Source organism: Fibrobacter sp. UWH4 (genome assembly GCF_900142475.1).
Taxonomy (GTDB): domain Bacteria; phylum Fibrobacterota; class Fibrobacteria; order Fibrobacterales; family Fibrobacteraceae; genus Fibrobacter.
Genome location: NZ_FRAY01000012.1, coordinates 1 through 12,930, shown reverse-complemented (window position 1 = coordinate 12,930; position 12,930 = coordinate 1). Strand labels below are relative to the sequence as shown.

Sequence of the window (12,930 nt, the reverse complement as noted above, 5' to 3'; positions counted from 1 at the left end):
CGAATCATATCGGCCCCTGTTTTTCAATCTTTTTGCAAAGATCAATTATGCCTTGCTTTCGCCTTCGACCATGCTCACGGCTTCGGACTTGGCAGGTTCGGCTGCCTTCTTGGCCTTCACGACGATTTCGTCTTCGACGAGACCGACGAGAGCCATTTCGGAAGCGTCACCAGCGCGGTTCGGGCCGAGCTTGATGATACGGGTATAGCCGCCGTTACGGCCAGCATAGCGAGGACCGATCGTTGCGAACAGGTCCTGCACGGCCTTCGGGCTCATCACGAAGCGGGAAGCTTCACGACGTGCAGAGAGGTCACCCTTCTTTGCATAAGTGATCATGCGATCCACGCAGCTGCGGACGAGCTTAGCCTTGTGGAGAGTAGTGCGCACGTAGCGGTTGCTCTGCTCGGCTTCCATGCCCTTCTCAAGAATAGAAGTGGTAAGAGCGCGGAGGATGGCACGCTTGTGCTGGGCATTCACACCCAATTTCTTGTTTTTTACACCGTGTCTCATGTTTAATCCTTCAAGTAGTCATCGACGTCCATGCCAAAGGAAAGGCCCATGGAGGTCAACACCTCGTTAAGTTCCACCAAGGACTTCCGACCGAAGTTCTTGTATTTAAGCATATCGTTTTCCTTGTTGCGCACAAGTTCGCCAATCGTATGGATGTTAGCCATACGGAGGCAGTTGCTGGAGCGAACGGAGAGTTCCAGGTCGTCCACGCGGGTGCGCAGGAGCTGGGCGATACGCTGACGTTCTTCATCCATTTCAAGTTCTTCGGGGCTTTCGAGATCGCCTTCGAAGTTGATGAAGATTTCCAGGTGGTCCATGAGGAGCTTTGCAGCGTATGCAAGAGCGTCTTCCGGATCGATGGAACCGTCAGTCGTGATTTCCAGTTCCAGACGGTTGTAGTCCGTCTTCTGGCCAACGCGGGTATCGCTGATGTGCATCGCGACTTTCTGCACCGGGTTGAAGTTGGCGTCCATGGCGATCACGCCGATCGGAGCGTCCTTGTCCTTCAATTCGTCGGCAGTGACGTAGCCGCGACCGCTGGAAATCTTCACTTCCAGGGAGAGCGATGCGTTACCGTTCAAAGTAGCGATATGGACGTCCGGAGTCAAGATGGCAACATTCGGATTGTCCATGAAGTCCTTGGCCGTGACTTCGCCTTCGCCGGACATGTCCAGGCGGAGGGTTTCATCGTGGTCGGACAGGAGCTTCACGCGGATGCTCTTGAGATTCAGGATGATGTCGGTGACATCTTCCTTCACACCCGGAATCGTCGAAAATTCCTTATCGACGCCTTCAATTTTCACGGAGACAATAGCCGCACCCTGCAGAGAGGAAAGGAGCGAGCGACGGAGGGCGTTACCGAGGGTAATACCCCAGCCACGTTCCAAAGCCTCTACGACAAACTTGGCGTAGCGACCGTCTTCGCCGGTTTCCACTTTCTGGAAGCTGCGCGGCATCTGAAGTGATTTCCACATCATTGGCGATACCTCTTTTAATTAGACTCTTCTCTTCTTTTTAGGACGGCAACCATTGTGCGGAACGCCCGTCACGTCTCGAATAGAGAGAACTTCGAGGCCCGCATTCTTGATAGCACGGACAGCGGATTCACGACCGCCACCTGCGCCCTTGACGCGGACATCTACCTTGCGCATACCGAGGTCGAAAGCCTTGTGGGCGGCGACTTCAGCGGCGAGCTGGGCAGCGAACGGAGTGCTCTTGCGAGAGCCCTTGAAACCGGAGTTACCCGGAGAGCCCCAAGCGACCACGTTGCCGCGAGCATCGGTGATAGAAACGATTGTATTGTTGAAGGAAGCGAACACGCAGGCGATGCCCTGGATGTCAATACGCTTCTTGCCCTTCTTGACCTTTTCTTCTGTAGCAGCAGCGACCGGAGCTTCGGCAGCGGCAGCAGTTTCCTTAATTTCTTCTTCAGCCACGATGAATCTCCTTACTTCTTCTTGTTAGCCACAGTCTTCTTGGGGCCCTTACGAGTGCGGGCATTGGTACGGGAGCGCTGACCGCGGACCGGAAGGCCCTTGCGGTGGCGGATGCCACGATAGCAGCCAATATCCTGCAGACGCTTAATGTTCAAGGTAATTTCTGCGCGGAGCTGACCTTCCACGGAGTATTCGTCTTCGAGGAGATGGCGAATCTTACCTTGTTCTTCTTCAGTCAGGTCGTCACACTTCTTGTTCTTGTCGATGCCCAGCTGAGCACAGACCTTGTTAGCGGTGAACAGACCGACACCATAGATTGCCGTCAGACCGTACTCGACGGTCTTGTTTTTCGGTAAATCGACACCAGCGATACGTGCCATACGATCTCCTTATCCCTGCTTCTGCTTGTGACGGGGGTTCTTCGAACAGATGATGCGCAATACACCCTTGCGGCGGATGATCTTGCAGTTTTCACATCTGGGTTTGATGGAGGCTTTGATTTTCATAGGTTTGACCTTTCTTTGAAAATACCTATTACTTGTAACGGTATGTGATTCGCCCACGATTGAGGTCGTAGGGGGAAATCTCTACCAACACTTTGTCGTCCGGCAAAATTCGAATGAAATGCCGACGCATTTTTCCTGAAACATGAGCGAGAATCTCGTGGCCATTTCCAAGCTGGACACGGAAGAAGGCGTTGGGAAGAGCTTCCAACACAACACCTTCTACTTGTATTCCTTCTTCTTTAGCCACTAAGACGCCATCCTGCCGCGAATGCGGCCATGCTTGAGGAAACCTTCATAATTCTTGGTATGCAACTGGGCTTCGAGTTGACGGAGCGTATCCAGCGCCACACCGACCACGATAAGTACCGAGGTGCCCCCAATATAGAAACTCATATTGAGTGCGTCTTTGAGATGGAGCGGACCAACGCTGATTAAAGCGAGGAAAAGCGATCCAGGCAAAGAAATTCTCGTGAGAACGTGGTCTATGTACCTTGCAGTTTCGTTACCCGGACGGATTCCCGGTATAAATCCACCACTTCTCTTGAGGTTTTCGGCAATGTCGTTAGGGTTGTACTGGATTGCCGTGTAGAAGTAGGTGAAGAATATAATCAGGAGAGCGAAGATCACACTGTAGGTAATGTGACCCGGGATGAACGCAGCCGCAAAGGACTGCATCGCGGAAACGTTCGGGAACCAGGAAGCGATCATGGCCGGAATGAACATGATGCAGCTTGCGAAAATCACGGGAATCACGCCAGCGGTATTCACCTTGAAAGGCAGATAGCTGGACTGACCGCCCACGACCTTGGAGCCGACCGTCCTGCGAGGACTTTGGAGTGGAATGCGACGGTTCGCTTGCTCGACGAATACGATAAAGCCGATAATCAGCACGACGACAGCGAGAATGAAGATCTCGATGGCGAGCGGCTGGATATCTTCCTTAAACATTTCGAATTCTGCAAGGGCAGCCCGCGGAAGGCCGCCGACGATACCGGCGAAGATGATAAGAGAAATACCGTTACCCACACCGTGCGAGGTAATCTGCTCGCCCAGGTACATCACGAAGATCGTACCAGCGGTGAAGGTCAGGGTAGCTAGTAAGCGGAAACCGATGTTTCCGGCACCAGAGGAGAAGTCATCAGCCAAGACAGACACTCCGGCACCGGTAGCGGTTGTCACCTTAAGGGACGAAAGCCACACAGAAATGCCCCATCCCTGCAAGGCAGCGAGTGCTACCGTAAAGTAACGGGTATATTGGTTCAGCCTAGCGCGCCCCTCCTGACCTTCCTTCTGAAGCATCTGGATAGCGGGAATCACGGAGCCCATCAACTGGATGATGATGCTCGCGCTGATGTACGGCATGATACCCAGGGCAAAGATGGTCGCCTTGGCGAACGCACCGCCCGTGAAGGAGTCATACAGGCCGAACAAATTATTCGAGTTACGGAAGAACTCCGCCAGAACGGCAGAATTCACTCCGGGGATGGTGATGTGAGCGCCAAGGCGATAGATGATCAGAACACCGAGCGTAAAAAGGAGCTTTTTACGCAGGTCCTCGATCTTGAACGCATTGGCGAACGCATCGATAGCTTTCTTGAGAGCTTCCATTAGACGATCTCGACTTTGCCGCCAGCAGCTTCGATCATGGCCTTGGCCTTTTCGCTGATGGCGTTAACCTTTACATTGATTGCCTTGTCGATGGTACCAAAAGCGAGGACCTTGACCGGCAGTTCGATGTTCTTGATGAAACCCTGGTCAAACAGAGCCTGGGCGTCGAAGTCCGTCACGCTGCAAGAAGCGAGCTTCTTGAGGTTAACGATCTGGAATTCAACACCGGCGTGCTTGAAGCCACGCTTCGGGATGCGACGGTGGATCGGCATCTGGCCGCCTTCGAAAGCGACGCGACCGGCCCGTGCACTCTTACGAGCGCCGGCACCCTTCTGACCACGGCCAGCGGTGGTGCCCCAACCGGAACCCGGACCGCGACCAATGCGCTTGCGGCTCTTGCCCTTGGCAGCCTTGCCAGGATTGAGAGTATTGAGTTCCATCTTAGATCTCCTCGACCTTCACCATGTCAGCCACGGCATTGATCATGCCCTGGATGCTGGGGGTCAAAACGTGTTCAACAGACTGTCCGATCTTGCGGAGGCCGAGAGCAGCCACGTTAGCGCGGTGCATCGGGAGACGACGGACAGTACCCTTAATCAAAGTAATACGAACTTTCTTCATCGTGTATTACTCCTTAGGCATTGGCACCGCGGAGAGCGGCGCAGTCCTGTTTGTTCTTCTGAGCCAAGAGACCTTCGAGGCAGGCGCTCACGACAGTGCTCGGGTTGGAAGAACCGTGAATCTTGGTGAGGATGTTGCGCACACCGGCCAGTTCGAGAACGGCACGGGCAGCGGCACCGGCGATAACACCAGTACCCGGGGCAGCCGGCATCAAGAGGATGCGGGTTGCGCCGCTCTTGACTTCGATGTCGTGGGGGATGGTGCCGTCGAGGAGCTGCACTTCAACGATGTTGCGCTGAGCGGCTTCGGTACCCTTACGGATGGCTTCGGAAACTTCCTTAGCCTTGCCGAGACCGACACCGACCTTGCCGTTCTTGTTGCCGACGACAACGAGAGCGGAGAAGGACATGCGGCGACCGCCCTTGACGGTTTTCGCGCAACGGTTGATGTGTACAACCTTGTCTTCAAATTCAGAAACTTGAGCTTCGCGTTCCAAAGTGTACCTCACTAGAATTTGAGTCCGCCTTCACGAGCTCCCTCAGCGAGAGCCTGAACGCGACCGTGATAGATGTAACCGCCGCGGTCAAAGACCACGGATTCAATGCCCTTGGACTTAGCGACTTCAGCAATCTGGAGACCGAGCTGCTTGCTCTGTTCCGACTTCGTCATTTCACCGAACTTAGCCTGGAATTCCTTGGCGGTGGTGGTGAGCTGGACGAGAGACTTGTTGTTTTCGTCGTCGATAATCTGGGCTACCATGTGGGACAAGGAACGGCGAACAGCCAAACGAGGGCATTCTGCAGTTCCGACAACAGACTTGCGCACACGTTCGTGGCGTGCGATTCTGGACTGGATTCTTTTCTTAGCAATTGCAGTCATAGTTTACCCTTATTTACCTGTCTTCTTACCTTGCTTACGACGGACAATTTCGCCTTCGTACTTGATGCCCTTGCCCTTATACGGTTCAGGCTTGCGGTACTTGCGGATTTCTGCCGCAGCTTGGCCGACCTTCTGCTTGTCGATGCCCTTGATGGAGATCTTCAGCGGGTCGAGAGCCTTGAGTTCGACACCTTCGGGAGCCTTGAAGATGACCGGGTGAGAGAAGCCGAGAACCAGGTTGAGGTCCTTGCCCTTCTGTTCAACACGGTAGCCAACGCCCACGATTTCGAGCGTCTTCTGGAAACCCTTGGTCACGCCTTCGACCATGTTGGCGACGAGAGCGCGGGTGGTGCCGTGGATGGCACGGGTGAACTTCTGATCGTCAGGACGGGAGAAGGAAAGCTGGTTGCCTTCGAGCTTGATTGCAATCAGTTCATGAACGTCGGTCTCGAGCTTGCCGAGAGGACCTTCAACCTTGATGTTCTGACCATTGACGGCGACTTTCACGCCGGCCGGGATATTGATAATAGCTTTACCGATACGGGACATCTTTACCATACCTTTGCGATGACTTCACCACCCACGTTTTCCTTGCGGGCTTCGTGGTCGGTCATCACGCCTTTAGATGTGGAGATGATAGCATAGCCAAGGCCGTTACGGACGCGCGGAAGCTTGGCGGCGTCAACGTAGTGACGCAGACCAGGCGACGAAATGCGCTGGATGCCCTGGATTGCGGATTCGCCCTTCGTGTAACGGAGGAGGACCTTGAGAACGCCCTGCTTACCGTCATCGACGACGACGAACTTTTTAATGAAACCTTTTTCCTGCAACACGCGAGCGATTTCACGCTTCAAGTTGCTGGCAGGAATGTCCACCACGGGGAGCTTTGCCGAAGCGGCATTGCGGATACGGGTGAGCATATCGGCGATAGGATCTGTCATTGCCATGAGTATACTCTCCTTACCAAGACGACTTTGTGATACCGGGGATTTCGCCGGCGAGTGCCATTTCGCGGAAGCAAATACGGCAAAGGCCAAAGCGGCGCATAAAGGCGTGCGGCCTACCGCAACGCTTGCAACGGTTGTACCCACGAACGGTATACTTCGGAGTACGCTTGCATTTTTCAATCATTCTTTTGCTTGCCATGGTATTACCTTACTTCCTGAAGGGGAGTCCAAGTTCTTCAAGCAGGGCGCGGCCTTCGTCGTCCGTCTTTGCAGAGGTCACGAAGGAGATGTCCATACCGAAAGTACGAGAAATCTTGTCAATGTCGATTTCAACAAAGATGGTCTGTTCCTTGATGCCGAGGGTGAAGTTACCCATGCCATCAAAGCCACGGCGTGCGAGACCACGGAAGTCACGGACACGCGGAAGGTCGATGTTGATGAGACGGAAGAGGAAGTCCCACATGTTGTCGCCGTGCAGGGTGACCTTGGCACCGATGCCAATGCCTTCGCGCAGGTGGAACTGGGCGATAGCCTTCTTGGCGTTGGTGACGACGGCCTTCTGACCGGTAATGGCGGTCAGGGTATCGACGGCTTCATCCAGGATCTTGCGGTTAGAGGCGGCAGCGCCGACACCCATGTTGAGCACGATCTTCTGGAGGCGGGGAATTTCCATCACGTTCTTGTAAGCAAACTTCTGCTGCAAGGCCGGAACGACTTTTTCGAGATAAAATTGCTTCATCTGGTTCATGTGTTACCTCTAGATAGCCTTGCCGGACTTGACGCTCACGCGGGAAGCCTTCTTGCCGGCTTCGCGCACGATACGTGTACGGACAGGAGTGTTGCCTTCGAGAAGCATCACGTTGGAAATGTCGATCGGCAGTTCCTTTTCGATGATGCCACCCGTCTGATTGGTCTGGGACGGCTTTTCATGACGCTTGCGGACGTTCACGCCCGAAACGGTCACCTTGCCATCCTTGACACTAATCACGGTGCCGGTCTTGCCCTTGTTGGCACCGGAAATCACCTTGACGTTATCATTCTTCTTGATGTTTGCCATTAGAGAACCTCAGGTGCGAGGGAGATGATCTTCATGTATTTCTTGTCGCGGAGCTCACGAGCCACCGGTCCAAAAATACGGGTTCCACGGGGTTCACCATCCTTGTTGATGAGAACCACGGCATTGTCCGAGAAACGGATGAACGTTCCATCCGGACGTGCGATTTCCTTGCGCGTGCGAACGACGACGGCGTCAGCTACGGAACCCTTCTTCACCTTGCTCTGGGGGATTGCGTCCTTGACGGCAACCTTGATGACATCACCGATGCTGGCATAGCGACGGTTGGTGCCACCCAAAACGCGGATGCAGGCGACTTCCTTGGCTCCACTGTTATCGGCCACGACGAGTCTGGTTTCTTCTTGAATCATATTCGCCTTACTCCAAAACGATTATTTCTTCTTAGCTACAATGCGAACGAGGCGCCAGCGCTTCGTTGCAGAGAGCGGACGAGTTTCCATGATTTCCACCAGGTCGCCTTCGCCGGCTTCGTTGTTTTCATCGTGAGCCTTGAGCTTCTTGGTGGTGGTCATGATCTTGTTGTACACCGGGTGACGCTTACGGTTTTCAACTACGACGGTGATGGTCTTGTCCATCTTGTCAGAGCTGACGACACCCTGTCTTACCTTACGAAGGTTTCTATCCATTTCCTGCTCCTGCCCGGCTTATGCCTTGGCCTTTTCGGTGAGGATGGTCTTGACCCTAGCGATATCCTTGCGGGTATTGCGGATCGAAGAGGGTTTTTCCAAGTTACCGAGCTTGGCAGCCATACGGTAATTGAACAAATCGAGATTCAACTGAGCCAGTTTTTCCTTGAGCTGGTCAACGCCCAGTTCCTTTAATTCACGTGCCTTCATTAGATCTCCGATTCTTCGATGATTTTGCACTTGAGGGGGAGCTTCTGTGCTGCGACATGGAGAGCTTCCATGGCCAGTTCACGTTCGACACCACCCATTTCGAAAATGATGCGACCCGGGAGGATAACGGCTGCCCAGAATTCGACGGCGCCCTTACCCTTACCCATACGGGCTTCAGCGGGGTGACGGGTAACCGGCTTGTCGGGGAAGACGCGGATCCAGACGCGGCCACCGCGCTTGATCTTACGGGTCATGGCGATACGAGCGGCTTCAATCTGACGAGCAGTCAGCCAGCACTTTTCAAGAGCCTGAATGCCGAATTCGCCGAAGGCGATGGAATTGCCGCGGGAGGCAATGCCCTTCATGCGGCCTTTCATCTGCTTACGATGTAATGTTCTTTTAGGACTCAGCATAATTACTTCTCTCTCTTGTTATCGTTCATGACGTCCTTGCCAATCTTTTCGCCGTGCATGATCCAGACCTTGATACCGATGGCACCATAAACGGTCTTGGCGATTGCAGTAGCGTAGTCGATGTCGGCACGGAGAGTGTGCAGAGGCACGCGGCCTTCGGCATACTTTTCGACGCGGGCAATTTCGGCACCACCGAGACGGCCACCGCACTGCACCTTGATACCTTCCACACCCATGCGCATAGCGGACTGGATGGCGCGCTTCATGGCGCGACGGAAGGAAATACGCTTTTCGAGCTGACGTGCAATGTTTTCGGCAACCAGCTTGGCATCCGTTTCGGGACGCTTGATTTCCTGGACGTTAATATAGATTTCTTTACCGGTGAGGAACTGGAGTTCGCCCTTGAGCTTCTCCAATTCTTCGCCCTTACGGCCGATCACGATACCCGGACGGGCGGTAAAGAGGTTCACGTTCACCTTCTTGACGGTACGTTCGATGCCGACCTTGGAGAGGGAGGCATGTTCGAAACGCTTCATCAAGTAGCGACGGAGCACGATGTCTTCATAAAGAAGATCGGCAAACTTGTCTTCGGCATACCACTTGGATTCCCAGCCGCGGATAACGCCAAGACGAAGACCATTCGGATGAGTTTTCTGACCCATTGTAATTACTCCTTGTTGGCCACAACGACTGTGATGTGAGAGAGCGGCTTTTCGATACGGAAAGCACGGCCCTGGGAACGCGGGTGGATACGCTTCATGATGGTACCACCGTCGGCAGTGATGGTCTTGACGACCAGTTCTTCGGCGGCAACGGCACCAGCGGCCTTCTGCTTGAAGTTAGCGACAGCGGACTTCAGAGCATTTTCGACCAGCGGGGCACCCTTGGTCTGCGTGTGGAGAATAGAAAGCATTGCGAATGCTTCTGCAACGGACTTGCCGCGAACCAGGTCGACAACGCGACGGAGCTTGCGGACGCCGTAACGGACGTTTTTCACTTTAGCAACAGCTTGCATTATTTCTTTCCTCCAGCGGCGGTTTCAGTCTTACGGTGACCGCGGAAAGTGCGGGTCATGGAGAATTCACCCAGCTTGTGGCCGACCATGTTTTCGGTCACGTAGACGGGGATGAACTGCTTGCCGTTATAGACGGAGAACGTAAGTCCGACCATATCAGGAATGATGGTGGAACGACGGGACCAGGTCTTGATAGCCTGTTTCTTGTCGGAACCGGCCATCGCCTGGGCTTTGCTCAAAACGTGGGAATCCACGAAAGCGCCTTTTTTAAGGGATCTGGACATGAATTAGGCCCTCTTCTGACGACGACGTACGATAAACTTATCGGTACGCTTATTGTTACGAGTTTTGGCACCCTTAGAGTTCTTACCCCAAGGAGAGCACGGATGACGACCACCAGAGGTACGACCTTCACCACCACCAAGGGGGTGATCGACCGGGTTCATAACGACACCACGGACGGACGGGCGAATACCGAGCCAGCGAGAGCGGCCAGCAGAACCCGAGGATTCATTCATGTGATCGATATTGGAAACCTGACCGACGACTGCGAGGCATTCTTCCGGAATGTAGCGAACTTCGCCACTCGGGAGCTTGACCTGGCAGAGCTTTCCGTCCTTGGCAACCAGTTCTGCACCGGCACCGGCGGAACGGGCGATCTGGGCACCCTTGCCCGGTTTCATTTCGATGTTGTGGATAATGGTGTTCAGCGGAATATCGCGGAGCGGAATAGCGTTACCCACGCGGAATTCGGCACCTTCGCCGGAATTCAGCACGTCACCGACCTTGATTTCGGCCGGGGCGATGATGTAGCAGCGCTTGCCGTTCTGGTACTTGACCAGGGCGATACGAGCGGAACGGTTCGGATCGTATTCGATCGTTTCAACCGTGCAGGGGATGCCTGCGAACTTGCGCTTGAAGTCGATGATACGATACAGTTTCTTGTGACCACCACCGCGACGGCGGGAGGTGATTTCACCGGCGTTGTTACGGCCGGAGCTACGCTTGATGCCTTCGGTGAGCGGCTTGTACGGCTTGTCCGCAGTGATTTCCTTGCGGTCACCAATCTGCTTGTAGCGCAGCGTCGGGGTAAGCGGGCGATAAGACTTCAGACCCATGATTATACTCCTTCGAACTCGGCAATCTTTTGCCCGGCCTTAAGCGTGATGTAGGCCTTCTTCCAGTTGGACTTCTTGCCGGCGACCATGCCCATACGAACGCGCTTCATCTTGCCGCGGTTGATAAGGGTGTTGACGGAATCGACCTTGACATTGAAACGCTTTTCGATGGCGTCCTTGATCTCGGTCTTCGTTGCGGTCTTGGCAACCTTGAAAACATACTTGTGCACGTCGTTACGCTTGTTGACCATGTTCTTCATGGTCTCTTCGGTAATGTGCGGTGCAACGAGGATTTCGTGAAGTTCACTCATTAGCGGCCTCCTTCCAGTTCGGCGAGAGCTGCCTGGGAGATGACGACGTTGTTGGCGCGAACGATGTCGTAAGTGTTGACATCGGCAACGCGGGCGCAACGGCACCAAGGAATGTTGTTAGAAGACAGGTAAAGGTTCTTGTCAGCTTCGCTCACGAGGAAGAGAGCGTTGCGCTGTTCGAGACCGGCCTTAGAAAGGACGGCGAGGAGATCCTTGGTCTTCGGGGCGTCGAAAGCGAGAGCTTCGAACACCTGCACCTTGCCTTCGGCAGCCTTAGCAGCGAGAGCAGAGCGGAAAGCGATCTTCTTGACCTTCTTGTTCACCTTTTCAAAGTAGTCATGGGACTTCGGACCATGAGCCTTGGCACCACGAACCCACACTGCAGAGGTGTTCTGACCGGAACGAGCGCGGCCCGTACCCTTCTGCTTCCAGGGCTTCTGACCACCACCGCTAACGGCGGACTTGTTCTTGGTCTGGGCAGTGCCCTGACGGTTGTTGTTCAGAATAGCCTTGATATGCAAGTACATGCAGACCTTGTTGACTTCCTGATCGAACATGGCCGGGAGCTGAATATCATTCTTGAAATCGCCAGTAGCGGCGAAAAGCTTTGCTGTAGCCATTAGTCTTTCCTCACCACGATGATGCTGTTCTTTGCACCGGGAACTGCACCGCGGACAAAGATCAGGTTGCGGTCGCCGTCAACCTTGACGACCTGGAGGTGCTTCACGGTCACTTTCTTGTTACCGAACTGACCGGCCATACGCTTGCCCGGGAAAACGCGGCCCGGATAAGAGTGAGCGGACGTACCACCCGGTTCGCGCATGTTGTGCGTACCGTGAGAACGAGGACCGCTGTGGAAGTTATGGCGCTTGATGGTACCGGAGAAGCCGTGACCCTTGGAGAGGCCAGAGACATTCACCATCTTCACATCGGCGAAGTCAGCTGCACCGAATTCCTTGCCAACCGGCCAGGCTTCGAGATCAGCGACATCGAATTCAGCGAGGTGTTCACGAACAGCGACATCAGCCTTCTTGAAGTGGCCGATTTCTGCCTTGTTGGCGCGCTGTTCTTTCTTGAGACCAAAGCCGATCTGGACAGCAGTGTAGCCGTCCTTCTCTTCTGTCTTATGGCAAACGACCACGCACGGACCGGCTTCGAGAACCGTTACAGGGACGCGTTCGCCCTGTTCCGTGAACACTTGGGTCATTCCCAATTTCTTTGCGAGAATACCGTTCATTGTTATTAAACCTTAATTTCGACTTCAACGCCTGCCGGCAAGTCAAGTTTCATGAGGGAATCTACAGTCTGCGGCGTAGCATCAAGGATGTCGATCAGACGCTTGTGCGTACGGGATTCGAACTGTTCACGGGAAGTCTTGTTGATATGCGGAGAGCGAATCACCGTATACTTCTGGATCTTCGTCGGAAGAGGGATGGGGCCGGCAATGCGTGCCCCAGTGTTCTTAGCTGTATTCACGATGTCTTGAGCGGAGCGGTCGATCATACGATGGTCGAAGCTCTTCAAGCGAATACGAATGCGTTCACCAGCCATGATAATTCCTTACTTGATGATTTCGGTTACGGAGCCAGCGCCAACGGTACGGCCACCTTCGCGGATTGCGAAGCGGAGCTGCTTTTCCATTGCCACCGGGGCGA

Annotated in this window: 29 protein-coding genes; all 29 read right to left on the bottom strand. The window is 54.1% G+C overall.

Annotated features, from left to right (window positions below):
* Nucleotides 1–45: 45 nt before the first annotated feature.
* A complete protein-coding gene (rplQ, locus tag BUA93_RS14625) occupies nucleotides 46–510 on the bottom strand; it encodes a 50S ribosomal protein L17 (protein WP_072980650.1) in 465 nt (154 codons plus the stop codon).
* Nucleotides 511–512: 2 nt separating this feature from the next.
* A complete protein-coding gene (locus tag BUA93_RS14620) occupies nucleotides 513–1,487 on the bottom strand; it encodes a DNA-directed RNA polymerase subunit alpha (protein ID WP_072980648.1) in 975 nt (324 codons plus the stop codon).
* 18 nt (nucleotides 1,488–1,505) lie between these two features.
* Entirely contained in the window at nucleotides 1,506–1,946 is a 441-nt protein-coding gene (rpsK, locus tag BUA93_RS14615) for a 30S ribosomal protein S11 (protein WP_083564584.1), read from the bottom strand.
* A gap of 11 nt (nucleotides 1,947–1,957) precedes the next feature.
* Nucleotides 1,958–2,326 carry a 30S ribosomal protein S13 gene (gene rpsM / locus BUA93_RS14610; RefSeq protein ID WP_072799956.1) on the bottom strand — a complete coding sequence of 123 codons (369 nt, stop codon included), beginning with the start codon at nucleotides 2,324–2,326 and terminating at the stop codon, nucleotides 1,958–1,960.
* Between the two features lie 9 nt (nucleotides 2,327–2,335).
* Nucleotides 2,336–2,452 (bottom strand): 50S ribosomal protein L36, encoded by a 117-nt coding sequence (gene rpmJ, locus BUA93_RS14605; protein ID WP_014546097.1) that lies wholly within the window; start codon nucleotides 2,450–2,452, stop codon nucleotides 2,336–2,338.
* Nucleotides 2,453–2,480: 28 nt separating this feature from the next.
* Nucleotides 2,481–2,699, bottom strand: a complete 219-nt coding sequence (gene infA / locus BUA93_RS14600; RefSeq protein WP_014546098.1) for a translation initiation factor IF-1 — start codon at nucleotides 2,697–2,699, stop codon at nucleotides 2,481–2,483.
* A complete protein-coding gene (gene secY / locus BUA93_RS14595; RefSeq protein ID WP_072980646.1) occupies nucleotides 2,699–4,060 on the bottom strand; it encodes a preprotein translocase subunit SecY in 1,362 nt (453 codons plus the stop codon). Before secY ends, infA begins: the two co-directional genes overlap by 1 nt.
* A complete protein-coding gene (gene rplO, locus BUA93_RS14590; protein WP_072980644.1) occupies nucleotides 4,060–4,500 on the bottom strand; it encodes a 50S ribosomal protein L15 in 441 nt (146 codons plus the stop codon). Before rplO ends, secY begins: the two co-directional genes overlap by 1 nt.
* A 1-nt stretch (nucleotide 4,501) precedes the next feature.
* Nucleotides 4,502–4,681: a 50S ribosomal protein L30 gene (gene rpmD / locus BUA93_RS14585; RefSeq protein WP_072799953.1), complete on the bottom strand. Its 180-nt coding sequence runs from the start codon at nucleotides 4,679–4,681 to the stop codon at nucleotides 4,502–4,504.
* A gap of 13 nt (nucleotides 4,682–4,694) precedes the next feature.
* The gene (gene rpsE, locus BUA93_RS14580; protein WP_072799952.1) at nucleotides 4,695–5,177 is read right to left on the bottom strand and encodes a 30S ribosomal protein S5; all 483 of its coding nucleotides are present in this window, start codon (nucleotides 5,175–5,177) and stop codon (nucleotides 4,695–4,697) included.
* Nucleotides 5,178–5,188: 11 nt separating this feature from the next.
* Nucleotides 5,189–5,560 carry a 50S ribosomal protein L18 gene (gene rplR / locus BUA93_RS14575; RefSeq protein ID WP_072980642.1) on the bottom strand — a complete coding sequence of 124 codons (372 nt, stop codon included), beginning with the start codon at nucleotides 5,558–5,560 and terminating at the stop codon, nucleotides 5,189–5,191.
* A gap of 9 nt (nucleotides 5,561–5,569) precedes the next feature.
* Nucleotides 5,570–6,109 (bottom strand): 50S ribosomal protein L6, encoded by a 540-nt coding sequence (gene rplF / locus BUA93_RS14570; RefSeq protein ID WP_072980715.1) that lies wholly within the window; start codon nucleotides 6,107–6,109, stop codon nucleotides 5,570–5,572.
* 2 nt (nucleotides 6,110–6,111) lie between these two features.
* Nucleotides 6,112–6,507, bottom strand: coding sequence for a 30S ribosomal protein S8 (rpsH, locus tag BUA93_RS14565; protein ID WP_072980640.1), 396 nt, complete (start codon nucleotides 6,505–6,507; stop codon nucleotides 6,112–6,114).
* A gap of 13 nt (nucleotides 6,508–6,520) precedes the next feature.
* Nucleotides 6,521–6,706 carry a type Z 30S ribosomal protein S14 gene (locus BUA93_RS14560; protein WP_072980638.1) on the bottom strand — a complete coding sequence of 62 codons (186 nt, stop codon included), beginning with the start codon at nucleotides 6,704–6,706 and terminating at the stop codon, nucleotides 6,521–6,523.
* Nucleotides 6,707–6,715: 9 nt separating this feature from the next.
* Nucleotides 6,716–7,255 (bottom strand): 50S ribosomal protein L5, encoded by a 540-nt coding sequence (gene rplE / locus BUA93_RS14555; protein ID WP_072980636.1) that lies wholly within the window; start codon nucleotides 7,253–7,255, stop codon nucleotides 6,716–6,718.
* Between the two features lie 9 nt (nucleotides 7,256–7,264).
* Nucleotides 7,265–7,564, bottom strand: a complete 300-nt coding sequence (gene rplX / locus BUA93_RS14550) for a 50S ribosomal protein L24 (protein WP_072980634.1) — start codon at nucleotides 7,562–7,564, stop codon at nucleotides 7,265–7,267.
* The gene (rplN, locus tag BUA93_RS14545) at nucleotides 7,564–7,932 is read right to left on the bottom strand and encodes a 50S ribosomal protein L14 (protein WP_072799946.1); all 369 of its coding nucleotides are present in this window, start codon (nucleotides 7,930–7,932) and stop codon (nucleotides 7,564–7,566) included. The genes rplX and rplN overlap by 1 nt, the downstream gene beginning before the upstream one ends.
* A 21-nt stretch (nucleotides 7,933–7,953) precedes the next feature.
* Nucleotides 7,954–8,208, bottom strand: a complete 255-nt coding sequence (gene rpsQ / locus BUA93_RS14540) for a 30S ribosomal protein S17 (protein WP_072980632.1) — start codon at nucleotides 8,206–8,208, stop codon at nucleotides 7,954–7,956.
* An 18-nt stretch (nucleotides 8,209–8,226) separates the two neighbouring features.
* Nucleotides 8,227–8,418 (bottom strand): 50S ribosomal protein L29, encoded by a 192-nt coding sequence (rpmC, locus tag BUA93_RS14535; protein WP_072799944.1) that lies wholly within the window; start codon nucleotides 8,416–8,418, stop codon nucleotides 8,227–8,229.
* Complete coding sequence (gene rplP, locus BUA93_RS14530) at nucleotides 8,418–8,831, bottom strand: 50S ribosomal protein L16 (protein WP_072980630.1); 414 nt, start codon at nucleotides 8,829–8,831, stop codon at nucleotides 8,418–8,420. The genes rpmC and rplP overlap by 1 nt, the downstream gene beginning before the upstream one ends.
* Before the next feature lie 2 nt (nucleotides 8,832–8,833).
* The gene (rpsC, locus tag BUA93_RS14525) at nucleotides 8,834–9,493 is read right to left on the bottom strand and encodes a 30S ribosomal protein S3 (RefSeq protein WP_072980628.1); all 660 of its coding nucleotides are present in this window, start codon (nucleotides 9,491–9,493) and stop codon (nucleotides 8,834–8,836) included.
* Between the two features lie 5 nt (nucleotides 9,494–9,498).
* On the bottom strand, nucleotides 9,499–9,846 hold the full coding sequence (gene rplV, locus BUA93_RS14520; protein ID WP_072799941.1) for a 50S ribosomal protein L22: 348 nt from the start codon (nucleotides 9,844–9,846) through the stop codon (nucleotides 9,499–9,501).
* Complete coding sequence (gene rpsS, locus BUA93_RS14515) at nucleotides 9,846–10,130, bottom strand: 30S ribosomal protein S19 (RefSeq protein ID WP_072980626.1); 285 nt, start codon at nucleotides 10,128–10,130, stop codon at nucleotides 9,846–9,848. The genes rplV and rpsS overlap by 1 nt, the downstream gene beginning before the upstream one ends.
* Before the next feature lie 3 nt (nucleotides 10,131–10,133).
* Nucleotides 10,134–10,964 carry a 50S ribosomal protein L2 gene (gene rplB / locus BUA93_RS14510; RefSeq protein WP_072980624.1) on the bottom strand — a complete coding sequence of 277 codons (831 nt, stop codon included), beginning with the start codon at nucleotides 10,962–10,964 and terminating at the stop codon, nucleotides 10,134–10,136.
* Between the two features lie 2 nt (nucleotides 10,965–10,966).
* The gene (rplW, locus tag BUA93_RS14505) at nucleotides 10,967–11,275 is read right to left on the bottom strand and encodes a 50S ribosomal protein L23 (protein WP_072980622.1); all 309 of its coding nucleotides are present in this window, start codon (nucleotides 11,273–11,275) and stop codon (nucleotides 10,967–10,969) included.
* On the bottom strand, nucleotides 11,275–11,895 hold the full coding sequence (rplD, locus tag BUA93_RS14500; RefSeq protein WP_072980620.1) for a 50S ribosomal protein L4: 621 nt from the start codon (nucleotides 11,893–11,895) through the stop codon (nucleotides 11,275–11,277). The genes rplW and rplD overlap by 1 nt, the downstream gene beginning before the upstream one ends.
* Entirely contained in the window at nucleotides 11,895–12,512 is a 618-nt protein-coding gene (gene rplC / locus BUA93_RS14495; RefSeq protein WP_072980618.1) for a 50S ribosomal protein L3, read from the bottom strand. The genes rplD and rplC overlap by 1 nt, the downstream gene beginning before the upstream one ends.
* A 5-nt stretch (nucleotides 12,513–12,517) precedes the next feature.
* Nucleotides 12,518–12,826 carry a 30S ribosomal protein S10 gene (gene rpsJ, locus BUA93_RS14490; RefSeq protein WP_072799935.1) on the bottom strand — a complete coding sequence of 103 codons (309 nt, stop codon included), beginning with the start codon at nucleotides 12,824–12,826 and terminating at the stop codon, nucleotides 12,518–12,520.
* A 9-nt stretch (nucleotides 12,827–12,835) separates the two neighbouring features.
* Nucleotides 12,836–12,930: EF-Tu C-terminal domain-related protein (locus BUA93_RS14485; protein WP_139258114.1), on the bottom strand; the 95-nt coding region annotated here is incomplete at its 5' end.